The 23,962-nt window shown below is 71.9% G+C and carries 24 protein-coding genes and 1 pseudogene; 11 read left to right on the top strand and 14 right to left on the bottom strand.

From position 1 onward, the window contains the following. Nucleotides 1-4: 4 nt before the first annotated feature. The 11 genes from I8D64_RS15370 to I8D64_RS15420 form a co-directional block, all read right to left on the bottom strand. Nucleotides 5-802, bottom strand: a complete 798-nt coding sequence (locus tag I8D64_RS15370; RefSeq protein WP_200503672.1) for a hypothetical protein — start codon at nt 800-802, stop codon at nt 5-7. After that, nucleotides 799-1,779: a pseudouridine synthase gene (locus tag I8D64_RS15375; protein WP_200503673.1), complete on the bottom strand. Its 981-nt coding sequence runs from the start codon at nt 1,777-1,779 to the stop codon at nt 799-801. The genes I8D64_RS15370 and I8D64_RS15375 overlap by 4 nt, the downstream gene beginning before the upstream one ends. Continuing rightward, entirely contained in the window at nt 1,779-2,465 is a 687-nt protein-coding gene (locus tag I8D64_RS15380; RefSeq protein ID WP_343068607.1) for a hypothetical protein, read from the bottom strand. Before I8D64_RS15380 ends, I8D64_RS15375 begins: the two co-directional genes overlap by 1 nt. A gap of 271 nt (nt 2,466-2,736) precedes the next feature. After that, on the bottom strand, nt 2,737-4,326 hold the full coding sequence (gene groL, locus I8D64_RS15385) for a chaperonin GroEL (protein ID WP_200503674.1): 1,590 nt from the start codon (nt 4,324-4,326) through the stop codon (nt 2,737-2,739). A gap of 3 nt (nt 4,327-4,329) precedes the next feature. Next, the gene (gene groES, locus I8D64_RS15390) at nt 4,330-4,626 is read right to left on the bottom strand and encodes a co-chaperone GroES (protein WP_152351674.1); all 297 of its coding nucleotides are present in this window, start codon (nt 4,624-4,626) and stop codon (nt 4,330-4,332) included. Nucleotides 4,627-4,873: 247 nt separating this feature from the next. After that, a complete protein-coding gene (locus I8D64_RS15395; RefSeq protein WP_200503675.1) occupies nt 4,874-5,737 on the bottom strand; it encodes a metallophosphoesterase family protein in 864 nt (287 codons plus the stop codon). Nucleotides 5,738-5,783: 46 nt separating this feature from the next. After that, the gene (locus tag I8D64_RS15400) at nt 5,784-6,467 is read right to left on the bottom strand and encodes a hypothetical protein (RefSeq protein ID WP_200503676.1); all 684 of its coding nucleotides are present in this window, start codon (nt 6,465-6,467) and stop codon (nt 5,784-5,786) included. Between the two features lie 106 nt (nt 6,468-6,573). Next, on the bottom strand, nt 6,574-8,295 hold the full coding sequence (locus I8D64_RS15405; RefSeq protein WP_200503677.1) for an ABC transporter family substrate-binding protein: 1,722 nt from the start codon (nt 8,293-8,295) through the stop codon (nt 6,574-6,576). A gap of 197 nt (nt 8,296-8,492) precedes the next feature. Next, nucleotides 8,493-10,262 carry an ABC transporter ATP-binding protein gene (locus tag I8D64_RS15410; protein ID WP_200503678.1) on the bottom strand — a complete coding sequence of 590 codons (1,770 nt, stop codon included), beginning with the start codon at nt 10,260-10,262 and terminating at the stop codon, nt 8,493-8,495. A 14-nt stretch (nt 10,263-10,276) separates the two neighbouring features. After that, nucleotides 10,277-11,263, bottom strand: coding sequence for an ABC transporter permease (locus tag I8D64_RS15415; protein WP_246483095.1), 987 nt, complete (start codon nt 11,261-11,263; stop codon nt 10,277-10,279). 25 nt (nt 11,264-11,288) lie between these two features. Further along, the gene (locus I8D64_RS15420; protein WP_200503680.1) at nt 11,289-12,275 is read right to left on the bottom strand and encodes an ABC transporter permease subunit; all 987 of its coding nucleotides are present in this window, start codon (nt 12,273-12,275) and stop codon (nt 11,289-11,291) included. 247 nt (nt 12,276-12,522) lie between these two features. Here I8D64_RS15420 and I8D64_RS15425 point away from each other — a divergent pair, with 247 nt between their 5' ends. Genes I8D64_RS15425 through msrA form a run of 9 tightly spaced genes read left to right on the top strand, consistent with a single transcriptional unit; the run spans nt 12,523 to nt 19,970 of the window. Beyond that, nucleotides 12,523-12,837, top strand: coding sequence for a hypothetical protein (locus I8D64_RS15425; RefSeq protein ID WP_200503681.1), 315 nt, complete (start codon nt 12,523-12,525; stop codon nt 12,835-12,837). 15 nt (nt 12,838-12,852) lie between these two features. Further along, nucleotides 12,853-13,833, top strand: coding sequence for an NADP-dependent oxidoreductase (locus I8D64_RS15430; RefSeq protein ID WP_200503682.1), 981 nt, complete (start codon nt 12,853-12,855; stop codon nt 13,831-13,833). After that, a complete protein-coding gene (locus tag I8D64_RS15435; RefSeq protein ID WP_200503683.1) occupies nt 13,830-15,104 on the top strand; it encodes a THUMP-like domain-containing protein in 1,275 nt (424 codons plus the stop codon). The genes I8D64_RS15430 and I8D64_RS15435 overlap by 4 nt, the downstream gene beginning before the upstream one ends. Before the next feature lie 5 nt (nt 15,105-15,109). Further along, nucleotides 15,110-15,826: a DUF4129 domain-containing protein gene (locus I8D64_RS15440; RefSeq protein ID WP_200503684.1), complete on the top strand. Its 717-nt coding sequence runs from the start codon at nt 15,110-15,112 to the stop codon at nt 15,824-15,826. Further along, entirely contained in the window at nt 15,823-16,335 is a 513-nt protein-coding gene (locus I8D64_RS15445; RefSeq protein WP_200503685.1) for a hypothetical protein, read from the top strand. Before I8D64_RS15440 ends, I8D64_RS15445 begins: the two co-directional genes overlap by 4 nt. Next, nucleotides 16,332-17,363 carry an AAA family ATPase gene (locus tag I8D64_RS15450; protein ID WP_200503686.1) on the top strand — a complete coding sequence of 344 codons (1,032 nt, stop codon included), beginning with the start codon at nt 16,332-16,334 and terminating at the stop codon, nt 17,361-17,363. The genes I8D64_RS15445 and I8D64_RS15450 overlap by 4 nt, the downstream gene beginning before the upstream one ends. Next, the gene (locus I8D64_RS15455) at nt 17,360-18,706 is read left to right on the top strand and encodes a DUF58 domain-containing protein (RefSeq protein WP_200503687.1); all 1,347 of its coding nucleotides are present in this window, start codon (nt 17,360-17,362) and stop codon (nt 18,704-18,706) included. Before I8D64_RS15450 ends, I8D64_RS15455 begins: the two co-directional genes overlap by 4 nt. Beyond that, a complete protein-coding gene (locus I8D64_RS15460) occupies nt 18,706-19,266 on the top strand; it encodes a hypothetical protein (RefSeq protein WP_200503688.1) in 561 nt (186 codons plus the stop codon). Before I8D64_RS15455 ends, I8D64_RS15460 begins: the two co-directional genes overlap by 1 nt. 20 nt (nt 19,267-19,286) lie before the next feature. Continuing rightward, nucleotides 19,287-19,970, top strand: coding sequence for a peptide-methionine (S)-S-oxide reductase MsrA (gene msrA, locus I8D64_RS15465; RefSeq protein ID WP_200503689.1), 684 nt, complete (start codon nt 19,287-19,289; stop codon nt 19,968-19,970). On the opposite strand, the gene I8D64_RS15470 is transcribed toward msrA, so the two are convergent. Further along, nucleotides 19,971-20,480, bottom strand: coding sequence for an arsenic metallochaperone ArsD family protein (locus I8D64_RS15470; protein ID WP_200503690.1), 510 nt, complete (start codon nt 20,478-20,480; stop codon nt 19,971-19,973). Between the two features lie 41 nt (nt 20,481-20,521). On the opposite strand from I8D64_RS15470, the gene I8D64_RS15475 reads away from it, so the two are divergent. Further along, the gene (locus I8D64_RS15475; RefSeq protein ID WP_200503691.1) at nt 20,522-21,100 is read left to right on the top strand and encodes an LURP-one-related/scramblase family protein; all 579 of its coding nucleotides are present in this window, start codon (nt 20,522-20,524) and stop codon (nt 21,098-21,100) included. 48 nt (nt 21,101-21,148) lie between these two features. On the opposite strand, the gene I8D64_RS15480 is transcribed toward I8D64_RS15475, so the two are convergent. Next, the gene (locus I8D64_RS15480; RefSeq protein ID WP_200503692.1) at nt 21,149-22,006 is read right to left on the bottom strand and encodes an ABC transporter ATP-binding protein; all 858 of its coding nucleotides are present in this window, start codon (nt 22,004-22,006) and stop codon (nt 21,149-21,151) included. 154 nt (nt 22,007-22,160) lie between these two features. Here I8D64_RS15480 and I8D64_RS15485 point away from each other — a divergent pair, with 154 nt between their 5' ends. Further along, the gene (locus I8D64_RS15485) at nt 22,161-23,633 is read left to right on the top strand and encodes a DUF2079 domain-containing protein (RefSeq protein ID WP_343068608.1); all 1,473 of its coding nucleotides are present in this window, start codon (nt 22,161-22,163) and stop codon (nt 23,631-23,633) included. An 87-nt stretch (nt 23,634-23,720) separates the two neighbouring features. Here I8D64_RS15485 and I8D64_RS15490 read toward each other — a convergent pair. After that, a pseudogene (locus I8D64_RS15490) lies at nt 23,721-23,962 on the bottom strand (hypothetical protein); the annotation flags it as partial.

The following is a 23,962-nucleotide window of genomic DNA, read 5'->3' on the forward strand; positions in this document are numbered from 1 at the left end:
GCGCTCAGCCGCGATCGCGGGGACGGGAGCGCGTGAGATCCCCGGGCCGCGCGGGCTCCTTGCCGCCGAGGACCCGCCGGCGGCGGTCGAACTCGGCGAGGAAGGCTGACGGGTCGTCCTCGTAGGCCTGCTCCCAGGGCATGCCGATCCGGGCTGCGGACTCCTGGTCCCGCGCGATGCGGTGGGCGCGGCGGTGCGCGGCGACGAGGACCGCGCGGGGCGGCTGCACGGGCAGCCCCGCGTGCACCTGAAGGGCGCGGAAGCCGTCGAACGAGGCCGCGTCCCAGCCGGACTCGGGCACCACCCACTCCTCGCCGTCGGCGAAGGCGATCACGCCGATCCCGCCGCGCACGGCATCGGCCTCGATGCGCACCACGTCCGCGCTCAACCGCACCCCCGCCGTGCGCAGCCCGCGGATCCGGCGCAGCGTCCCGCTCTCGACATCGAGGAGGACGGTGCGGTGCACGATGATCAGCGGCACGAGCGCCCACACCGCGACGAGCGCCCACACCGCGAGCGCACCCACGAGGTACTGCACGATGCCCGGCGCGAGCAGGCGCACCAGCAGGTCGTCCTCCCCCGCCCGCAGACGCCCGAACCTCCACGCCTGGATGCCGGCGGCGGGGAACGCGCCCAGCAGCAGGGCGAGCAGCGGCAGCCCGACGAGCGCGCCGGGCAGGTACCGGGCACCCAGGGTCGGGCCGACGACGAGCCGGCCGCGGCGCGTGCGGCGGGGCCGGGGCTCGGCGGCGGGGCCGGATGCGGCCGGGCCGGATGCGGCGGGGTCGGGGGCCGCGCTCATGGAAGCTCCTGCATGCTGCGGAACGCGCGGTCCCGGCCCGTGACGGGATCGGTGAAGGCGAGCTCCTGGGAGAGCAGCGCGAGGGGCGCTGTCGCAGGGACGGTGCGCGGGTAGAGGTCGTCGCCCGCGATCGGTGCGCCCCGATGAGCGAGCTGGGCGCGCAGCTGATGGGTGCGGCCGGTGCAGGGGTGCAGTCGCAGCACGATGCTCGCGCCGCCCGCCCCGGCGGCGCTCACGTCGGCGTCGGCCGCCTGCAGCACCTCTCCCTCGGTGAAAGCGTTCGGCTCTCCGGGGACGACGCGCGTCTGCAGCTGCCCGTGGGTCTTCTCGAGCCGGTCGTGCATCGTGAACCGCTCCCCCGCGCGCTGCGGGATCTGCACGACCCCGCTCGCCTCGACCCGCGCGAGGTACGCCTTGCGCACCGCGCCGCGGGCGAAGAGCCCCTGGTAAGCGGCGCGCTCGGCCGGGACGGTGCCGAAGGCGAGCACGCCGGCGGTGCGCCGGTCCAGGCGGTGCAGCGGCGCGAGGGTCTCGATGCCCGTCGCGCGGCGCAGACGGACCAGCGCGCTCGCGAGCACATGGGCCCCGCGCGGCATGGTCGCCATGTCGTGCGGCTTGTCGACGACCAGCAGGTGCGCGTCGTGCAGCAGGATCCGCGGGTCCGGGCCGTCGACGTCCTCGTCCCGCAGCTCGCGGTGGAACCAGAGCTCGTCGCCGGGCCCGACGGGATCGGACGCCGACCAGGCACGGCCGTCGGCCCCCACCACCTCGCCCGCCTCGAAGCGCGAGGCGAGGGACGTGGCCTCCGGATCGAGCAGCGCGGGGAAGCGGGCCGCCAGGGCGTCGAGGGCGCGCGGCGCATCCGCAGCGTCCACAGCGTCCGTCGGCCCGACCTTCCAGCGCACGGGGTCCAGGCCGTGCCGCTGGGGCAGGGGCGGTGCTGCGCGGCGCGTCCGGCGCCGGGCGGCGCGGCCCATCACAGGCCCCAGATCGCGAAGGTCACCGCGTTGTGGGCGATGTAGAAGAGCACAAGCATCGCGAGCAGCAGGTTGGGGTGGGCCTCGGCGAGGGAGATCCAGTCGCGGTGGGTGCGGCGCAGCTCCTCGACGCCGATGGACTCGATCTGCTCGATGGGCACCCCGGCGCCGCGGGCGCGGCGCAACGTCTCGAGCTGGGCGCGGGGGCCGAACACGCGGCCGGAGACGACGGCGAGGCGCGTGCCGTCGTGCCGCAGCAGCTCGAGGGCGTCGAACATGGATCCGGAGTCGAGCAGCTCGGCGGCACGCCCGGGGCGCCTGATGTCGCGGATCGCGACCACGCTGCCCACCTCGTCCCAGTCCGCGGTGCGGGTGCGGCGGCACAGGCCGCGCAGGCGGAAGCCGTGCTCGTCGACCTGCAGCCAGATGGTGAGGGTGCGCAGGGCCCACCCGATGGTCACCACCAGCACAATGACCCAGATCAGCAGCGGGAGGGTGAAGACGGCGTCGTGGCCGAGGCGCGCGTCGTGCCACAGGTGCTGGCCCAGGAAGCTCGTGAGCACCAGGAACTCGAGCACGCCCGCGCAGAGCGCTGCGGTGATGAGGGTGCCGACGACGCCGCTCGCGGCGGGCCCGTAGACGCGCTCGGGCATCGCCTCGGGGGCATCCGAGCTGATGGGGTCCACGGCGCTCCCTTCGTCCCTGCTCCGTGCCTGCGGCGTGCATGCTGCGTGGGTGGCGGCGGCGTGCTGGGATGCTCTGCCGACTCGCCGACGGGTACTGATTCTAGGGTCCCGCGCCCCCGTCCCTGGGAGCACTCCGCATCGCGTCGCGCACCGCGCGGGGACGGCTCCTCCCGGGGCTCCTCCCGGTCCGGTGATCGCCCTGCCCCGGACAGCGCGGCGCCCCGCCGGAGGGACTCCGACGGGGCGCCGCGATCGAGGGGCGCGAGGGGACTCAGTCGTCCTCGTCCTCGTCCTTCTTCTCGACCACGAGGGTCTCGGTGGTCAGCACCAGCGCGGCGATGGAGGCCGCGTTGCGCAGGGCGCTGCGGGTGACCTTCACCGGGTCGATGATGCCGGCCTTCACCAGGTCGACGTACTCGCCGGTCGCGGCGTCGAGGCCGTGGCCGACCTCGGACTCCTTGACCTTCTCGACGACGACGTAGCCCTCGAGGCCCGCGTTCTCGGCGATCCAGCGCAGCGGCTCGACGAGCGCCTTGGCGACGGCGCGCGCGCCGACGGCCTCGTCGCCCACCAGGCCCTGATCCTCGGAGAGGACGGAGGACGCCTGCACGAGCGCGCTGCCGCCGCCCGCCACGATGCCCTCCTCGATGGCCGCACGAGTCGCGGAGACCGCGTCCTCGATGCGCATCTTCTTCTCCTTGAGCTCGACCTCCGTGTGGGCGCCCACCTTGATGACGGACACGCCGCCGGCGAGCTTCGCGAGGCGCTCCTGGAGCTTCTCGCGGTCCCAGTCGGAGTCGGTGGCCTCGATCTCGGAGCGGATCTGCGCGACCCGGTCCGCGACCGCCTGGTCGTCACCGGCACCGCCCACGATGGTGGTGGTGTCCTTGGTGACGACGACACGGCCGGCGTGGCCCAGCACCTCGGTGCCCACGGACTTGAGGTCCAGGCCGAGATCGGGGGTGACGACCTGGGCGCCGGTGAGCACCGCGATGTCCTGGAGCATGGCCTTGCGGCGGTCGCCGAAGGCCGGGGCCTTCACGGCCGCGCCCTTGAAGGCGCCGCGCAGCTTGTTCACGACGAGCGTGGACAGCGCCTCGCCGTCGACGTCCTCCGAGATGATGAACAGCGGCTTGCCGGACTCGACGACCTTCTCGAGCAGCGGGAGGATGTCGGCCACGGCCGAGATCTTCCCCTGGTTGAGCAGGACGTAGGCGTCCTCGAGGACGACCTCCTGGCGGTCCGCGTCGGTCACGAAGTGCGGGGAGATGTAGCCCTTGTCGAACTGCATGCCCTCGGTGAAGTCCAGCTCCATCGCCGTGGTGGAGGACTCCTCCACGGTGATGACGCCGTCCTTGCCGACCTTGTCGAAGGCCTCGGCGAGCAGTTCGCCGATCTCGCGGTCCTGGCTCGAGATGGCGGCGACGTCGGCGATCTGGTCCTTGCCCTCGATCTCGATGGCGACCTCGCCGAGCTGCGCGGAGACGGCCTCGACCGCGGACTCCATGCCGCGCTTGAGCGCGGAGGGAGCGGCGCCGGAGGCGACGTTGCGCAGGCCCTCGTGCACGAGCGCCTGGGCGAGCACGGTCGCGGTGGTGGTGCCGTCACCGGCGACGTCGTTCGTCTTGGTGGACACCTCCTTCGCGAGCTGCGCGCCGAGGTTCTCGTAGGGATCCTCGAGCTCGACCTCGCGGGCGATGGTCACACCATCGTTCGTGATGGTGGGCGCTCCCCACTTCTTGTCGAGGACGACGTTGCGGCCCTTGGGGCCGAGCGTCACCTTGACGGTGTCGGCGAGCTTGTCGACCCCGCGCTCGAGGGCGCGGCGCGCTTCCTCGTCGTAGATGATCTCCTTGGCCATGGATCAGGCCTCGACGATCGCGAGGATGTCGCGGGAGCCCAGGATCAGGTACTCCTCGCCGGAGTACTTCAGCTCCGTGCCGCCGTACTTCGAGTAGACGACCTTGTCGCCGACCTTGACGTCCAGCGGGATGCGCTGGCCCTTGTCGTCGAAACGGCCCTCGCCGACGGCGACGACGGTGCCCTCCTGGGGCTTCTCCTGGGCGGTGTCCGGGATGACGAGACCGGACGCGGTGGTCTGCTCAGCCTCGGTGGGCTGGACGACGACGCGATCCTCGAGGGGCTTGATGGAGACCGACATGCGGCTCACTCCTTCGTGTTCTAAGACTCGACGTGAGTTCTGGACGAGTTCCCGGTCCTGGTCGTCGTCGCGGTGCCGACCCGGGGGAACCCGGTCGCGGCGGCCATCTGGCACTCTCGGCCGATGACTGCCAACGACGCCACTCTAGAACCCGCTCTGGCACTCGCGCAACACGAGTGCTAACCCTCGGGACGGCTGTTCGCCCTGGGCCGACGGCGGTGCCCGGCAGGCGGGCCGCGGAGCGGGCTCAGCGCCCGGCGGCGTCGAGGATCTGCGCGACGACGTCGGGGCCGAACTCGTACACGGGCCGTTCGGGATCCTCGAGGGTGTCCCCGCCGCTGGCCCACTCGGCGCTCGTGGCGCGGACCCCCGGGGCACCGGGGGCGTCGATCTCCACGAGCTGCGCGCCCGAGCGCGCCCCGGCCCGTTCGACGCCGCCCGGGGCGAGCGGGTCGACCACGTTGGTGATACCGGGGCAGACGAGCACCGGGATGCCGGCGATGCTGCCCGTCATCGGGTGGTGGTAGTGGCCGGACAGGATCGCGCGCACGTCGCTGCCCGCGAGGACGTCGGCGAGCGCGTCGAGGCCGTCGAGGTCCAGGCCCCGCAGCAGCGGCGTCGCGCCGACGAGCGGCGGGTGGTGGATCGCGAGGACCGTCGGCGCGTCGCCCGGCGACCCGAGCACGCCGCGCAGCCACTCGAGCTGCTCGGGGTCGAGGTGCCCGTAACCGGCGCCGGGGACGCTGGAGTCCAGGACGATCACGAGCCCGCCACCGGGGAGGGCGTGGACGCGGTCCTGCCACGGGCCTCCGTGGTCTCCGGGCCCGGCGACCTCGGTGTAGGCGGCGGGCACGTCGTGGTTGCCCATGGTGACCACGAGCTCGGCCCCGAGTTCAGCGGCGAAGGGGTCGAGGATCTCGTGCAGCAGGCGGTAGCTCGCGACGCTGCCGTCGTCCGAGGCGTCGCCCGTGTGGACCACGACGTCCACCCCCTCCATCCCGCGCACGCGCGCGAGGAGCGCCTGCAGGGCGGCGGCGGTGTCGATGCGGTCGTAGTGGCGGGAGGCCGGGTCCCCGTAGAGGTGGGTGTCCGTCAGCTGCAGGATGCGCATGGCGCCAGCCTACGAGGGGAGGCCGACGGATCAGATCCATCCCGGCTCAGCCGTGGTGCCCGAAGACGCTGAGCGCGAGGAACACGAGCCCTGCGACGGCGAGGCCGACGGCGATCCACGGGCGCAGATCGGCGCGCGCGAGACGGTCGCTGAGGCGGGTGATGCGTCGGGCGAGACGGGGGAAGGCCTGCCAGGCACGGGCGGCGAGCAGGTAGGGGCCGGTCAGGGCGGCGAGGAACATGGCGTACTCGAGGACCTGCAGGGCGATCACGGGGGTCGCGGCGGTGAGGACGCGGCCGGTGATGTACATGGTCGCCATCCCGCTGAGGCTGGACATGGCCTCGCCCGTGCCGATCGCGACCAGCCGGGCCGGGGTCTCGCGGCGCGGGGGTCGATGAGTCCTCGGCCGACGGCGCCTCGCGCTGCGCGCGAGGACGAGAGCGGCGAGGAGCAGCAGCACACCGGCGACCAGATCGACGCCGCGCCGCACGAGCAGGCGCTGGGCGTCGGTCTTCGCGAGCGCCGTGAGCGTCTCGGGCTCGACCACCCGGAAGAGCAGCAGATAGATCGTCGCGCCGAGGGCAAGGCCCGCGCACATCCAGGTGATCGAGCGCGCGGCACGGGATGAGGTGGTGAGGAGGTGCAGCGTGATCCCCGCGGTCGACGGGCTGAAGCCGAAGACGAGCCCGAGGCCCACGAGGCTCACGGCCGCCGCGATCAGCGCATGCATGCCCTCCCCCTCTCCCCTGTCGTGGACACCTTCGCATGCCTCGGCGCCGCGCACGACGCAGGGCCGCCCCGCACGGATGCGGGACGGCCCTGCGCGAGGAGGGCGATCAGCCCTTGAGCTTGTCGGAGTCCTTCACGTAGCCGATGGTCGTCCAGTTCGGGCTCTGGAAGCCCCACGCGCCGTAGTTCGCGAGATCGTCGTTCTCGACGTAGAAGTCGTAGGACTGCCACAGCGGGATGGTCCCGGCGAGCTGCCAGAGGTTCGCGTCGATCTCGTTGATGAGGTCCAGTCGCTTGGTCTCATCGGTCTCGACCGCAGCCTCGTCGATCAGCTTGTCGGTGTCCGTGTCGCCGACCTTGCCGAAGTTCTGCTCGCCCTTCGACTTCCAGATCGAGTCGCCGCTGGAGAGGAAGGGGTTGCCGACCCAGCCGAAGAGGGTGAGATCGAAGTCGCCGGGGATCACGTACTTCGAGAAGAGATCCGTCGGCGGGACCTTCTGCACCTTCATGTTGATGCCCACGGCCTTGAGGGCCTCCTGGACGACGGGGACCACGGCCTCGTTCGTCTTCGAGCCGTCGTTGTAGACGTACGTGATCTCGAGCTGCTTGCCGTCCTTCATGGCCTTCTCGCCGTCCATGGTGTAGCCGGCATCCTCGAGCAGCTTCTTCGCACCATCGACGTCCTGCGTGCCGAGATCGCCCGAGTTGTCTTTGTAGCCATCCTGGTTCGTCATCAGGATGTGGTTGCCGAGGGACTTCGTGTCCTTCGGGTAGGGCATCGTCGCGTTCACCGAGAGGAAGACCTCCTCGCGATCGATCGCCTTGAACACCGCCTGGCGAACCTTCTGGTCCTCGAGCGGCCGACCCTTCGCTCCGTTGAGGGTGATGTGGCTCCAGTTGGGGCCGGCGGCCTTCCGCAGCGTCGCCCCGTTGCCGATCATCGGCTTCACGACCGAGTACATGGCGGGCACCGTGGTGTTGATCGAGTCGAGCTGGCCGTTCTGGAACGAGGTGGCGGTCGCGGCCGGGTCCTCGATCGTCGTGAAGAGGACCTGGTCGAGCAGGGCCTTGTCCCCTGTCCAGTTGTCGTCCGGCTCCAAGAGAACGGTCTTGTTGGCGCTGTCGATCTTGGAGACCTTGTACGGCCCGCACGTGACCTTGGGCTCCTTGATCCACCCTTCGTTGAAGGACTTCGCGGACTCGGCAAGGGAGTCCGGCATGACGCTAGCCAGACTGATCCAGTCCGCGTACTTCTCCTTGAAAGTGATCTTGGCGATCAGCTCCGAGTCGCCCTGCTCGACCTTGTCCACCTTCGAGTACCCCTCGGACGACGCAATGGCGTAGTCCTTCTTCTCACCGCTCATGACGCTGAAGACGTTCTCGATGGACGTGAAGTCGACCGGCGTGCCGTCGGACCACTTGAGATCGGGGTTGAGCTCGATCTCCATCACCTGCGGGTCCTCGCTGGTGAGCTCCACCCGCTTGGCATATGCAGGGTTCGCAGTGACCTCACCCGATGCGCTGTACTGAATGAGCGAAGGCGAGAGGGCCTCCGAGATCTCGGTCGTGTTGGCCTCGTTGCCATCCGTGTGGAAGGTGTTCCAGTTCGCGGGGAACGCATTGTTGGCGAGGCGCAAAGAGCCGCCCTCGCCCAGCTCGGAGCGGTCCTTGGGATTGATGTCGTTGGCATCGGCCGCGATCGCCTCACCGCCGCCGTCGCTGCCGCCGGACCCACCACCCTGACCGTTGTCCTGGCTGCAGCCCACGAGGGCCACACCCGTCACGGACAGCGCTGTCGCGCCGAGCATGGAACGCCGCGTGAATCGCATATGTCTCTCCTTCATGCGCACGCCCCGATCCTTTCGGGGCGGCTCGTCTCATCCCCTCGGCGCGCGTTCCGACCTCCGATGGTCGACGTGACGTGCTGCACAAGGTGTGCCCAGCATACGGACGTCGACCGGCGCCGTCGTGCATCTGAACAGGGTGTTATCCATTCGCAACGTTTAACGGGCAGCCGGTCCCGGCGTCAGGCGCGCACGCTACCCGAGGACTCCGCAGTCCCCCCGGCGGCGTGCCCGCGGAAGGCCGCCGCATCGATCACGTTGCGGCTGCGGGTCCGCGCAACCTTCGGATCGGGGATCGGAACCGCTGCGAGCAGCTCCTTGGTGTACTCGTGCTGCGGATCGTCGAAGACGCGCTCCGTCGGCCCGGACTCGACGATCTGCCCTTTGCGCATCACGGAGATGCGGTCGGAGATGTGGCGGACCACCGAGAGATCGTGCGAGACGAAGAGGTAGGACACGCCCAGGCGGGTCTTGAGGTCTGCGAGCAGGGCGAGCACGCCCGCCTGCACGGTCACGTCCAAGGCCGACGTCGGCTCGTCGAGGATGATCAGCTTCGGATCGCAGGCGAGGGCACGAGCCACGCCCACACGCTGGCGCTGACCGCCGGAGAATTCGGTGGGGTACCGCGATGCATGCTCGGGCTTCAGCTCGACCGTCTTGAGCAGCCAGTCCACCCGTTCGTTCATCTTCTTCGCGCTGTACCCCTGGACCCGCATGGGCTCCTTGAGGATGTCGCCGATGGGCATGCGGGGATCCAACGAGGCCATTGGATCCTGGAAGACGAGCGTGACCTCGGAGCGCAGCTTCGCCCGCTCTTTTCGGCTGAGCGAACCCGTGGGCCGTCCGTCGATGCGGATCTCGCCCTGCTGTGGGGTGCGCAGCTGCATGATCTCCATGAGCGTGGTGGTCTTGCCGCAGCCCGACTCCCCCACCAGGGCCATGCACTCGCCCTCGCGGATGTCGAAGGAGATGCCGTCGACCGCGCGCTGCTCGCCCACCTTGCGGCGCACCACGGCACCCTTGGTGATCGGGTAGATGCGGTGGAGGTCTTCGACCGCGAGGACGACGGGCCGCTCCTCGCGGGGTCGGGAGTCCTCCGAGGTGGCGACCTCTGCGACCTTGCGCATCGCCGCCCCGGCGACACTGCCGCCCTCGGCGCCCTGATCGATCCGCGGGACGGCTGAGAGGAGGTTCCGCGTGTACTGCTCGCGCGGCTCGTAGAAGATCTGCTCGACGTCGCCGGTCTCGACCATCTGCGCGTCCTTCATCACGAGCACGCGATCGGCGAAGCCCGCGACCACCCCCATGTCATGGGTGATGAGGATGGTGGCCGCGCCCAGCATCTCCTGCGCGGACTTCAGCAGCTCCATCACCTGGGCCTGGATGGTGACGTCCAGGGCGGTGGTGGGCTCGTCGGCGATGATCAGCTCGGGCTCGTTGGCGATCGCCATCGCGATCATGACCCTCTGGCGCATGCCGCCCGAGAACTCGTGCGGATACTGCTGTGCCCGGCGCCGGGGCTCCGGGATGCCCACGGCCTCCAGCAGCTCGATCGCGCGATCGGCCGCCTTCTGCTTGCTGACGTCCGGGTGGTGGATGCGCACCACCTCGGAGATCTGGTCGCCCACGGTGAAGACGGGTGTCAGCGCCGAGAGCGGGTCCTGGAAGACCATCGAGATGGTGTCGCCGCGGAGCTGGGAGAGCTCGCGATCGTTCATCGTGAAGATCTTCTTGCCCATCAGCTCGATGTCGCCGGTGATCTGGGCGGAGCCGGGCAGCAGGCCCATGACGGCCAGCGAGCTCACGGACTTGCCGGAACCGGACTCCCCGACGATGGCCAGGGCCTCGCCGGGGCGGACCTGGTAGCTGAGGTTCTGGACGGCCTGGACATGGCCCGCCTCGGTCTCGAAGCCGACGCTGAGGTCCGTGACGGTCAGGATGGGGTCGCTCATTCCTGCTGTTCCTCTCAGACCCGGCTCGAGCCGCTGGTCGGGTCGAGGGCGTCGCGCAGGGCTTCGCCCATCAGATTGACGGAGATGACGAGGGCCGCCAGCACCATGGCCGGCGGGATCCAGGTCCAGGGGGCGGCGATGTTGTAGGCCTGCAGCACTGTGCCCAGGGAGACGTTGGGGTACTGGATCCCGAAGCCGATGAACGACAGGCCCGTCTCTCCGAGGATCGCGGCGCTCACGCCCAGCGTGGTGTCGATGATGATCCAACTGGCGATGTTCGGGATGATGTGCCGCACGATCGTGGTCACCGGGTTCACGCCCATGAAGCGCGAGGCCTCCACGTACTCGGTGCGCACGAGCTGCTGCGTCATCGCCCGCAGCACACGGGCGGTCAGCATCCACGAGAAGATCGCGAGCAGCGGGATCAGCCACAGCCAGCTCGCCTGCTGGAGCACCGGGCTGAACAGCATCAGCAGCAGCAGCGACGGGATCACCAGGAACAGATTGATGAGGTTCACCAGCGCGCCGTCGACGAACGCGCCCCAGCGGCCCTTGTAGCTCACATACCCGGCGACGGTGCCCACGATCAGGGCGAGCACCGTGGTCAGGAGCGCGGTGCCCGCACCGATGACGAGCGAGATCCGCAGGCCCACCATGGTGCGCGCGAAGATGTCGTAACCGTTCTCGTCGACACCGAACCAGTGGTACTGGGAAGGGCCGGTGAGCGCATTGCGGAGGTCCCGCTCGAAAGGCTCGTACTGGTATGCCATCGGGGCGAAGATCGCACCGAGGATCAGCAACAGCACCACCACCATGCCGATCAGGGCACCGGGGTTGCGCAGGAATCGTCGGCGCAGCAGTTCGCCACGGCCGATGGACTCGAGCGACCGCGCATCGCCCTCGGGCGGCTCGGCCTCGCTGGGCGGCATCCCCTCGAGCACCGAGTTCGCCCGGTGGTCGGTCTCGACCTGCAGAGCGGCGGCGTCGTCCGTTCCGCGCATATCCGAAGGATTCGTCATCGTGCGATCACCTGATCCTCGGGTCGAGAATGCCCTGCAGGAAGTCCGCGAACGTCGCGGAGAGCAGAGTCAGAATGCCGGTGTAGAGCACGACGCCGGCCGTGCCGTTGATGTCCGCGATGCCGACGGCGGAGACCGCATAGCGCCCCACGCCCTGCCAGTTGAACATCAGCTCCACGAAGAGCGAGCCGGTGAAGGCGCTGCCCACCGCGAAGGCGAAGTACTGGCCCATGGGGATCAGCGCCATCCGCAGTCCGTGGCGGTTCATCGCCCTGCCGCGGGTCAGGCCCTTGGCGCGGGCCGTGCGCAGGTAGTCGCTGCCCAGCACGTCGAGCGTGGTCACCTTCATGTACCGCGAATAGCTCGCGGCCGCGAAGATCGCGAGCACGATCGTGGGCATCACGATCGCCTTGGATTCATAGAGGAACGCGTCCCAGCCGTGCAGCAGCGGGTTGACCGGATTGATCGCCGGCAGTCCGAAGCCCGTCCGGTTCTGGATCGCCTGGTTGATCTGCTGGACCACCAGGATGACGACCGGCGTCGGGAGGGAGACGATCACGAAGGACAGCAGCGTCGCGCCGCGGTCGCCGAGCGAGTGGCGACGGACTGCAGTGAGCATCCCGACGGCGACGCCCAGGACGGTGCCGATCACGGTGCCGAGCACCACGAGGCGAAGGCTGATCGGGATCCTCTGCTTGAGGACCTCGAGCACGGGACTCAGTTCCTTGTTCGTGCCCGTGGTGACGCCCAGGTCACCGCGCACGAGGCCGCCCAGCCAGTTCGCGTATCGCTGAAACACCGGCACGTCCGGATTGATGTTGCGCGCATTCAGGTAGGCCTGCGCCGTCCCCTCGGGGACCGGTTTCGTGGCGATCGGCGGGTACAGCACCTCTTCGGGATGCATGAGCGACGCCGCCAGCAGGTAGGCGAAGCTCGTCGCCAGGAACACGAGGATCACGTACGTGAGCACCCGTATCGAGATGAACCTAACCACGGATGCTCCTCGGGACGTGCGTCGTCATCTGCCAGCAATTCCTTTCACTGCCCGTAGGGCCTGCCGTCGCGCAGCACGGACTCCGTGCTCGAGAACGGACACGGCACCTGTGCCGTGCGGGTCACCGGCCCCTCCCGGGCGACCGCTTCTCAGCGCCTCAGCGGCGCACGGCCCCACCATAGTGGCGTGGATCGGTGATCCCGTGCACAGTACGGGGCCGACGTACCCGAATCGTTATGCTCCTGCCATGACTGCGGTCCATGTGCTCGTGCTCGTGGCCGGCGTCGTCGCCGCGATCGTCCTCTCCGACCTGCTGGGACACCGAGGCATCGGGGCCTGGCCCGTCGGCCTCCTCGCCCTCGTGCTCGTCCCGGTCGCCGGATACTTCTACAGCCCCTGGGTCGCGGCGCTCTCCCTCGGCCTCGCCTTCGGTGCAGGGATCATGCTGCTGGGAACACGCATCCGCAGCCTGATGCGCGAACGGCGCATCGTCCGGGACGCCCGCGAAGCCCGGAAATCCGCGACGGAGTCCATGCTTCGCCGCAACGACGGGGCCCCCTGATCCACAATGGATCCCATGCGCCAGATCACCCTTCCCGCGTTCGGCCCTCCCGACGCGCTCCGCCTCGAGGACGCCCCCGCCCCGCAACCCGCCCCCGGCGAGGTCCTCGTCCGCGTCGCCTTCGCCGGGCTCAATCCCCTCGACTACAAGCTGCGCGACGGCTCCTCGGGCCGTGCCTCCGCGCTCGCCCTGCCCGCCGTGCTGGGCCGCGAGATGGTGGGCGAGGTGATCGGCGCCGGCGAGGGCGTGGACCTGGATGCCCTGGGCATGCCGGTCGGGACCCGGGTGTTCGGCGTCCGCGATCTCGGCGACATGCGCGGCACCTACGCCGAGCAGGTCGCGATCCCCGCCGCCGATCTCGCCCCCGTCCCCGCCGGCGTCCCCGAGGCGCAGCTGCCCGTCTTCGCCGGTCTCGCGCTCGCGGGCTCCACCGCGCTCACCGCCCTCGAGGACGACGCCGAGCTCACCCCGGGCATGACCCTGCTGGTCCACGGCGGCAGCGGCGGCGTCGGCCAGATGCTCGTCCCGCTCGCCCTCCGCGCCGGCGCCTCGACGGTCTGGGCGACGGGCCGCTCCGCGAACGCGCAGCGCCTGCGCGACCTCGGCGCCCGGCCCATCGCCTACGACACCGAGGACTGGGAGAGCGCGATCGACGCGGCCACGGACGGCCGCGGCGTCGACCGCATCATCGACGCGCACTACTTCGACACCTTCGTGCCGAGCCTCGACCATCTCGCGCCCGGCGGCAGGATCGTCGCCCTGCCGAGCCTCGCGGACGTCGCCCCGGCCCGCGAGCGCGGGATCGACGCCCGCGTCACGAAGATGGCCCCGAGCCCGCAGCGCCTGGCCGCGCTCGCCGCCGCCGTCGCGGACGGCACCCTGGACGTCGAGGTCAGCACCGTGCTGTCCCCCGCGCAGATCGCCGAGGGGCACCGCATGCTCGAGGACGGCCACACCCGCGGCAAGATCGTCCTGGACCTGCGGGAGACCGCGTGACCCAGAGCCCCGCGACCCAGGGGCTCGAGCAGGTCCTCGACCCCGCCGGCTGGAAGCTCCTGCAGTCCCTTCCGCCCTACGACGAGCGCGAGGCGCTCCCGCTCGGCGCGCGCCTGCGCGAGGCCGGGCACGCCTCGGAGCTCGTCGCCGCGGTGCTCACCCAGGCGAAGCTGCGCGCGAAGGGCCGCGACAAGTTCGGCGAGTTCGCAGATCGCATGCTCTTCACGGCCGACGGCCTCGAGCAGGCCACGCGCCTGCCCATCGCCGCGCTGCACGCCCGGCGCTTCCGCGACGCCGGCATCTCCACGCTCGCGGACCTCGGCTGCGGGATCGGCGGGGACGCGATGGCCGCCGCGGCCCTGGACCTCGAGGTGCTCGCCGTCGACCGCGACCCGACCACGGTCGCCGTGGCCACCGTCAACCTCATGCCCTTCGACGGCGCCCGCGCCGAGCTCGGCCAGGCGCAGGACCACGACCCGGCTCGCACCGAGGGGATCTGGCTGGACCCTGCCCGCCGCAGGCCGGCGGCGGGCCGCGCCTCCGGGAGCGTGCGCCTGCGCGACCCCGAGGAGTACTCGCCGCCGCTCTCGACCGTGGTGGACCTCGCGCGTCGCCTCGGGCAGGCCGGGTCCGGCCCGGGCGGGGCCGACGCGGACGGCGCGCTCGGGGCGAAGCTCGGCCCGGGCATCGACCACGACGCCCTGCCCGAGGGCACCGAGACTCAGTGGCTGTCCTGGCACGGCCAGGTCCTCGAGGCGACCTGCTGGTTCGGCCCGCTCGCGTCCGCGGGGACGCAGCGCAGCGCGCTCGTCATCGACCGTGCCGGCGCGCACCGCCTCGCGCCCCGCGGCACCCCGGGGGCCGATCCGCACACCGGAGAGCTGGGCGCGCACCTCTACGAGCCCGACGGCGCCGTCATCCGCGCGGGCCTGCTGGGAGAGATCGCCCGCGACCTCGACGCCCGCACGCTCGACCCCACGATCGCCTACCTCACGAGCGACCAGCGGATCTCGACGCCCTTCGCCTCCGGGTACAGCGTGCGCGACGTGATGCCCTTCTCCCTCAAGCGCCTCACCTCGTACCTGCGCGAGCACCATCTGGGGATCCTCGAGATCAAGAAGCGCGGCACCGCCGTCGAGCCCGACGAGCTGCGCAGGAAGCTGCGCCCGCGCCGCTTCGGCGAGGAGCGGGCCACGCTCGTCCTCACCCGGATCGGCGGCGAGCAGCACGTCATCGTCGCCTCCCCGCATCCCCGGCCGCCGGGGGATTGATCCGCATGCACCCACTCCCGCCCCGCAGCGCCGCGGCCGCGACCTCCCTGATCGCCCTCGTGGCGCTCGTGTGCGTCGTGCTCGGGGCGGGCCGGGTGCTGGGACCGGTGCTCGAGGGCAGGGGCTGGTTCTTCGACATCGACGTGGACCGCGAGGCCGAGACCCCGCCCCCGCCCACGCAGGCCTCGCAGACACCGCCGGTGCCCCCTGCCGCCGGCGGCGGGCATGTCGCCGCCACCGTCCTCCTCGTGCTCGCGATCCTCGCCGGCATCGCCGTGCTCGTGCTCGTGATCTGGGTGCTGCGACGGGCCCGGATACTGCGCGGCGCCCGTCGGCCCGAGGCGGAGGACGGCGACGCGCAGGCCGAGCTCCTCGAGATCGACGACGCCCACCGCGCCCTGGCCCGCGCCCGGGAGTCCCTCGAGTACGCGGCCACCCCGCGCGACGCGATCATCGACGCCTGGCTCGCCCTCGAACGCGGGATCGCCGAGGCCGGGATCGTCCGTCGGCCCGAGCAGACCACCACCGAGTACGTGGTCACCGTGCTGCGGGACATCGACCTCCCGGACTCGGACCTGCGGATCCTCGCCGGCCTCTACGGACGCGCCCTCTTCGACGACCGCGCGGCCGACGCCGAGGCGTTCGACGAGGGCACCCGGTCCAGCGCGCGCCGCGCGCTCGAGCGCCTCGCGGACCGGCTGCAGGAGGTGACCGCCCGATGAGCCGCGTCCTGCGCTCCCTGCTGGTGCGCCTCGCCCTCGCCGTGTGCGCGACCGCCGTGCTCATGGGCGTGCTCGGGATATTCGGGCACTACCTGCACCCGTGGCTCCCGCTCGCCGTGGCCCTCGTGATCGCGCTCGTCTCCTGGCTGCTCACCCCCGAGCTCGCGGGCGCCGATGCTCTCGAGACGCCTCTGCTGGACGACGAGCCGGAGGCCGTCAGCCCCTACGCCGCCGACGTCACCGTGCGCCGGCTCGAGGAGATGATGCACGGCGCCGGGCCGCGTCGGCGCATGACCGGGCGCTCGCTCGGCCGGATGCTCGCACTGGCCGCCGCCGAGCGCGACCATCGCGATCACGCTGATCACAGCGGGCAGGCGCCGCCGCTGCCCGAGGACCTGCGGGCGTTCCTGCGGGCCTGCGAGGATCCCGACGCCGGCGCCGTCCCGGCCGTCACCCGCCCCGCCCTGCAGCGCTGGCTGCGCGCACTCTCACCCCAGGAGGACCGTTGACACAGGCCGATCAGACACTCCCCGTGGACCCCCGCGAGGCCTCCGCGATCGCCGCACGCGTGCTCGACGCGGTCGAGACCGCCGTCGTCGGCAAGCGCGAGGTGCTCGAGTCCGTGCTCGCCGGTGTCCTCGCCGGCGGCCACGTGCTGCTCGAGGACCTGCCGGGCCTCGGCAAGACCCTCGCCGCCCGCTCCCTCGCCCAGGCCCTCGGCCTGCCGTTCACACGCGCCCAGTTCACCCCGGACCTGCTGCCGGCGGATCTCACGGGCGCGGAGGTGTTCGACCAGCGCACGGGCGATTTCGTGTTCCGGCCCGGCCCGGTGTTCACGGGCCTGCTGCTGGCCGACGAGATCAACCGCACCCCGCCCAAGACCCAGTCCGCCCTGCTCGAGGCCATGCAGGAGAGGCAGGTGACCGTCGAGGGCACGACCCGGCCGCTGCCCCGCCCCTTCCACGTGCTCGCCACCGCGAACCCCGTCGAGCACGAGGGCACCTACCCGCTGCCCGAGGCCCAGCTGGACCGCTTCCTGCTGCGGCTGTCCTTCGGCTACCCGAGCGCCGACGAGGAGTGGGACGTGCTCGCCCGCCGCCTCGAGCGCCGCACCGAGGACCAGAGCGTCCCGCGCGTGATCGACGCCGAGCAGCTGCTCGGTGTGCAGGCCGCCGTCGAGTCCGTGCACGTGAGCGACGACGTCGGCCGCTACGCCGTCGCGCTCGTGGGCGCGACCCGACGCCACGCCCACGCGCTCGTCGGCTCCTCGCCCCGCGGCACGCTCGCCCTCGTCATCTGCGCCCGGGCCCTCGCGGTCATCCGCGGCCGCGCCTTCGTGCTCCCGGAGGATGTGAAGGACCTCGCCCACGCCGCCCTCGACCACCGCGTGATCGTGCGGCCCGAGCTCTGGCTGCAGTCGGTGACCGCGGCCTCGATCGTCGACGCCGTGCTCGCCGAGACGCCCGTCCCCGCCGCGCACCAGGAGAAGGACGGCCGGCAGGACCAGGACGGCCGGCAGGAGCCCCCGCGGGCATGACCTCCTCTCCTCCGCCCTCCTCCCCCACGCCCGCGCTGCTGCGCGCGGTCGCGGTGGGCGTGCTGACCGCGGTGCTCGCCGTGATGGCGGGACGGCCCGAGCTGCTCGTGCTGGGCCTCCCGCTGCTGGCCTGGGCGGTGCTCGCGGTCGTGCGGCGCCTCGCGCGCGGCGGGGCCGACGGCACGGATCTCGCCTCCGTGCGCGTGCGCAGCACCGAGCGCTCGATCGCCGAGGGAGGGACCGTGCGGATCGTCGTGGACACACCGGACGCCTCGCAGGCCTCGACGTCGGGGTCGAGCGGATCCCTGCTCGGCGTCACCGTGCCGCTGCCCGCGCACGCCGCCCTCACCCCGCCCCGGGGCTCGCGGGCCGACGCCGGCAGCGTCCCGCTCACCGTCACCGCCCGCCGCTGGGGCCGGTACGAGATCGGACCGATCCACGTCGCGCTCTCCGATCCCCTCGGCGCCTATCGCACCCAGACCCGGCTGGACCCCGTGATGCTGCGGGTCACGCCCGACTCCTCGCTGCTCGAGGCGCCGCCGAACCTGCCGGCCCCGATCGGCGTGGCGGGGGTGCACCTCTCGGCCCGACGCGGCCAGGGCACGGCCCTCGCCGACGTGCGCCCCTTCCAGCGCGGGGACCGCCTGCACCGCATCAACTGGCGCGTCACCTCCCGCACCGGGACCCTCCACACCAATGCGACGTTCGCCGAGCGCGACACCGACGTGCTCGTGGTCGCCGACACCCTCCAGGACGTGGTCGCACCGGGCCTCGAGGCCACCGCGGAGACCAGCCTGGACCTCACCGTGCGCGCGATCGCGGCCGTCTCCCGGCACTACCTGGGGATCGGCGACCGCGTGGGCCTGTACGACCTGGGCAGCAGGATCGGCACTCTCCGCGCGGGCACCGGGCCCCGGCAGCTGCGGATCATCGTGGACACGCTCGCCCGCGCCCACCGCACCTCCGGGCCCGTCACGCGGGTGCAGAAGGTCGGCGCGCTGCGCGGCTCGACGCTCGTAGTGGTGTGCTCGCCGCTGCTGGACGATCGCGTGGTCGCCCAGATCGGCGAGCTGCGCGCCCGCGGCGCGGACGTCATCGTGGTGGACACCCTGCCCCCGAGCGTCGGCGACCTCTTCTCCCCGCCCGGCGCGGGAGCGGGTCGCGATCCGCAGCGCTTCTGGTCGGAGGCGTGGGCGCTGCGCCGCCTGCTGCGGGAGTCCACCGTGCGGGCGCTGCGCGAGCAGGGAGTCCCCGTCACCCTGTGGGAGGGCCCCGGGTCCCTCGCCCCGGTCCTGCTCTCGCTCTCCCGCGCCGCGAGCGCCCCGCGGATGAGGAGGGCCTGATGCGCAGCACCCTCGAGTCGATCGCTCAGCTCCTCGCCGACCTCGGCCACGTCTCGCGCGCGCAGTGGGCGCTGCGGCTGCTCGCCGCGCTCTCGCTCGTCGCCGCCCAGCTCCTCGCCTGCGCAGGACACCCCCTGGACGGGGTGCTCCCGGCGCTCACCTCGGCGGCGGTGCTCGTCGGCGGGCTGGTCCAGACCCTCCGGCCGGACGCCTCGATGGGGACCCTCGCCCTGGCCGGGGCGGTCGTCGCGGCATGCGCCTCCGCCGACGTCCCGGTGCTCGCCGGCGTCGCCGTGCTGGTGCTGGTCACCCACGTGTGCTGGTCGCTCGCCGCCATGGTCCCCGCCCACGGGAGGATCGGCCGTCGGGCCGTCACCACCACCGTGCGGTGGGCCGCGGCGGCCGCGCTCCTCGCCCTCGCCGCGGGCCTCGGCGTCGTCCTCCCCCTCGCCGGGGCGAGCACCCCCGCCTGGACGATGGTGCTCGGGATCCTCGCGCTGATCGCCCTGGTCGCCGTGCTGCTCGTGCCCCACGGCACATCCCCGCGCCGGGGCCGCTGAGCGGGCGTAGCGTGGCGCGCATGTGGCAGATCATGGACATGCTGAACGCCCACAAGAAGGACATGGTCGCCCCCGAGGACGCCCTGCCCGGCCGCGATCGCTCCCCCTACCCGCTCGCCCGCGAGCACGCCGTGCTCGGCACCGACATGCTCGACACCCCGCCCGATGCCGAGGAGATCATCCTCGCGGGCGGCTGCTTCTGGGGCATCGAGCGCATCGCCTGGCAGATCCCCGGGGTCTGGACGACCTCGTCCGGCTACGCCGGGGGCTTCACGCCGCACCCCACCTACGAGGAGGTCTTCTCCGCGAAGACCGGTCACACCGAGGCCGTGCGCGTCGTCTATGAGGGCGCGACGCAGGAGGAGCGCGACGCCGTGCTGCGCCGCCTGCTCGAGGAGTTCTGGCAGCAGCACGACCCGACCACGGCCATGCGCCAGGGCAACGACGTGGGCACCGAGTACCGCTCGGCCGTCTACTGGACCACGCCCCACCAGGGCGAGATCGTGCAGGACTCCGCCCGCAGCTACCAGCAGGCGCTGGACGCCGCCGGGCGCGGGACGATCACCACCGAGCTGCTGCCCCTCGCCGAGGCCGGGAACGGCCGGTACTACCCGGCCGAGCCCGAGCACCAGCAGTACCTCGCGAAGAATCCCGGCGGGTACTGCAACCACGGCTTCAACGGGGTGGCCTGCTCGCTGGGCTGATCAGGGCAGACCCTCGCCGGTGTCCCCGCCCATGAGGTTCCGGCGTCGGCCGATGTCCGGCCCGCCCGCCGGCAGGTCCGGGGCAGGTGCGGCGCCCATCAGCTGCGCCGCGAATCCCCCGGCCTTCCGGGTCATGGGGGCGGCGCCCTCGCCGACGGGGCCGCAGGCCGACGCCGCGGCGCTGCGCCTCTCGCGGGGAGCCCCGCCCTCCGCGGCGAAGCGCTGCATCTGGGCCGATGTCGGGTAGACGGAGCTGACCACGATGTCCAGGCCCAGCAGCGTCACCGGCAGCACGCCGTCCCCGGCGGACTCGAGCAGCGCGCGCACCGGCTCGCACTCCTCGAACGCCCAGGCGTCCTCGTCCTGCAGGTAGACGGTGATCGGCTGACCCTCCAGCGCGAGCGCCGCGGCCTCGTCGAGGAACGCCTCCTGCGCCTCGACGTCCGGCGGCGGGGAGGGCAGGAAGATGTCCAGGGGCGCCAGCTCGGCGGCGGCATCCGCGTCAGTCATGCCCACCACCGTAGTCGGCCCGTGCCTGGCAGACTCCTGGCATGGACGCCTCTGCCGCGAACCCCACGCTCCTCTCCCACGACGCCCTGGTGATGCAGCAGATCACCGGGTTCATGTCCAATGACTTCGACATCCTCGACGCCTCCGGGCAGCAGGCCATCGGCCATGTCACGACGACCGGCGGCGGGCTCTCCCGGCTGGTCGCGGGCAGCAGGTCGCTGGACGTGTCCGACGCCGACGGCACCCCGTTGCTGCACGTCCAGGACCCGGTGGGCATCGGCTTCGACCGCTTCGAGCTGAGCAGCCCCGACGGCGCGGCGCTCGCCGCGGTGCGCAAGCGCTTCTCGATGCTGCGCACGAAGGTCGATCTCACCCTCGCCGACGGCCGCGTGCTCGAGCTCTCGGGCAACGTGCTCGGCTTCGACTTCCAGTTCGCGATGCAGGGCGCCGTCGCCGCGACGGTCTCCCGCAGCTGGGCCGGCATCGGCCGCGGCATCCTGGGGCACAGCCGCTATGTGCTCGCCATCGAGCCGTCGGTGCCGGCGGACCTGCGGCTCGCGATCATCGGCGGCACCATCACGCTGGACCTGATCCGCAGGAAGCAGGAGAACAACGGCTGAGCCGGTCCCTCGGGGCCGGCGGGGCCTGTCCGCGATCGGCGGACCCGCTCAGGTCGGGACGATCATCGGCCGGCCGGTGACCGGGTCCTCGACGCACAGGTTGCCGATGCCGTAGACCTGCTCGATGAGCTCGGCGGTGACCACGTCCTGCGGGGCACCCTGCGCGACGACCTCGCCGTCCTTCATGACGATGAGGTGCGTCGCGAAGCGGAAGGCGAGGTTGAGGTCGTGCAGCACGGCGGCCAGCGTGTACTCGCCCGTCGCGTGGAGCTCACGGCACAGGTTCAGCACCTCGAGCTGGTGGGTGATGTCCAGGAACGTCGTGGGCTCGTCGAGCAGCAGCAGCGGGGTCTCCTGGGCGAGCACGAGCGAGATCCACACGCGCTGGCGCTGTCCGCCGGAGAGCTCGTCGACCAGTCGGTGGGCGAGGTCGGTGGTGCCGGTCGCGGCGAGGGCGCGCTGGACGGCCTCGTCGTCGGCCGATGACCACTGCGAGAGCAGGCCGCGATGCGGGTAGCGGCCGCGGGCGACGAGGTCGCGGACGGTGATCCCGGGCGGGCTCACGGAACTCTGCGGGAGAAGCCCCAGGCGCCGGGCGACCTGCTTCGAGGAGAAGTCGTGGATGTCCTTGCCGTCGAGCACGACGGAGCCGCTCGTGGGGTGCAGCAGGCGCGAGAGGGAGCGCAGCAGGGTCGACTTGCCGCAGGCGTTCGGGCCGATGATCACCGTGAAGGAGCCCTCGGGGATCCCGACGTCCAGACCGCTGCTCACGGTGTGGTCGCCGTACCCGAGGGTGACGTCGACCGCACGCAGCGGCGCGGCACCGGATGCGTCGGCGTCGACGGCGGCGGATGCGGGTGCGGCGGATGCGGCGGACGCGGCGGCGGATGCGGGTGCGGCGGTCATGGCGTCGCCCTCCTCTCGTGCGCACGGTCTCGGACGGGTGAGGACGGGCGCGAAGGACAGCCTAACCGGGCGGGCAGTCGATGGTCTGTACGGGCCCGACGGACGGGCGCGGATCACACGGCGGGCGTCCGACGTCGGCCGCTACGCTCGCACGGTGACCCGCAGCACCGACCCGGCCCCGAGCGACCTGGCCCACGTCCCGAGTGACCGCCCGGCGCGCCGCCCCGCGCGCGTCGTCGCAGCGGTGCTGCTGGGCGTCCTCGGCGCCGCGGCCTACTGGCTGCGCGGGGTGCAGCAGTGGCGCGGGCTCGAGGCGAGCTCCTGGGATCTGGCGATCTTCTCCCAGCTCGCGCGGGCGTACTCCGAGCTGCGCGCGCCGATCGTGCCGATCAAGGGCGATGGCTTCAACCTGCTGGGCGATCACTTCCATCCGATCCTGGTGCTGCTGGGTCCGATCTGGGCCGCGTGGCCCTCGCCGCTCGCGCTGCTGTGGACGCAGGCCGTGCTGTTCGGGATCTCGGCGGTGCCGCTCACGCGCCTCGCGATCGACCGCCTGGGCTGGGGCGCGGGACTGCTCGCGGGGGCGGCGTACCTGTTCGGCTTCGGTTTGCAGGCCGCGGCCGACGTCCAGTTCCACGAGATCGCCTTCGCGGTGCCGCTGCTCGCGTTCTCGCTGAGCGCGCTGGTGCGGGGGCGGATGCCGGCGGCGATCGCCTGGGCGGCGCCGCTGGTCCTGGTCAAGGAGGATCTGGGCCTCACGGTCGTCGTGCTGGGGCTGGTCATCGCGCTGCGGGATCCGCGGGTCCGACGAGCAGGGCTGGCGCTCGCGGCCTGGGGCGCACTCTGGTTCGTGCTGTCGACGTTCGTGATCCTGCCGCTGCTGAATCCTGCCGGGCACTACGACTACGGCGGGAACCTGGGGTCGCCGCTGGATGTGCTGGGGCCGGCGGAGAAGTGGATGACGGTGCTCATGCTGCTGCTCGCCGCGGGGGTGATCGGCGCGCGCTCTCCGCTCATCCTGGCGATGCTGCCCACGCTGGCCTGGCGCTTCGCGGGCAACGTCGAGTTCTACTGGGGCTGGTACTGGCACTACAACGCGGTGCTGATGCCGATCGCGCTGGCGGCGATGCTGGACGCGCTCGGGGATCGGCGGGATAGGCGGGATGGGCGGGATCTGGTCGGGTCGCAGCCGCGGGCGTCTCGTCGCCGGGGCTCCCGTCCGGCGCGTGGGCTGGTGCGGTGGACTGCGGTCGGGGCGAGCGCGGCGGTGTCGCTGATGCTCGGCTCGGCCCTGCCGCTCGTGAACCTCGCGCGGGACAGCGCGTGGGAGCCGAGTCCGCGGACGGCTGCGGCCGAAGGGGCACTGGCTGCGGTGCCCCGTGATGTGGTGGTCGCTTCGGACATCACGCTGATGGCTCGCGTGGTGCCGTCGGACGACGTGCAGTGGGTGCATGGCACGAACACGCGCGTGCCGGATTGCGTGCTCGTGGATCGGGAGGCGTTCTCGTGGGGCGGGCAGGACCCGGGCGACGCCGCGGGCTGGGCGAGCGGCAACTACGGCACGACGTTCGAGAGCAGGTATGCGCAGGACGGCTTCGAGGTCGCGTGCCAGCCAGGAGTGGCGTAGACGGGACGTGGCCGGTGACGTCACGGGCGTGCTGCCAGCGAGGTATCGGGTCCGCGCTGGGCCTGGGGCCCTCTCGCGCTGAGCCCCTCAAAAGGGCGGGTCGCCGAGAGGTGCCGACTTCTTCTGAGGCTGGGCCTGCGAGGCGCCGGGGTTCACGTCTTGGCCGTCGTCGGCCGCCGAGGGAAGCTGCGCTGCCCGTGCCGTGGTGGCGAGGTGTTGGTGCCAGGCGGTCTCGAGCTCGCGGACGATGAACGGGGTCATCAAGTCGCCCTGGTCCTGCACGGTCAGTTCGACCGCGTCTCCCAGGGACCAGTGCGTGCGACCCAGCG

The sequence above is a fragment of the Brachybacterium halotolerans genome (genome assembly GCF_016623465.1).
Lineage (GTDB): Bacteria > Actinomycetota > Actinomycetes > Actinomycetales > Dermabacteraceae > Brachybacterium > Brachybacterium halotolerans.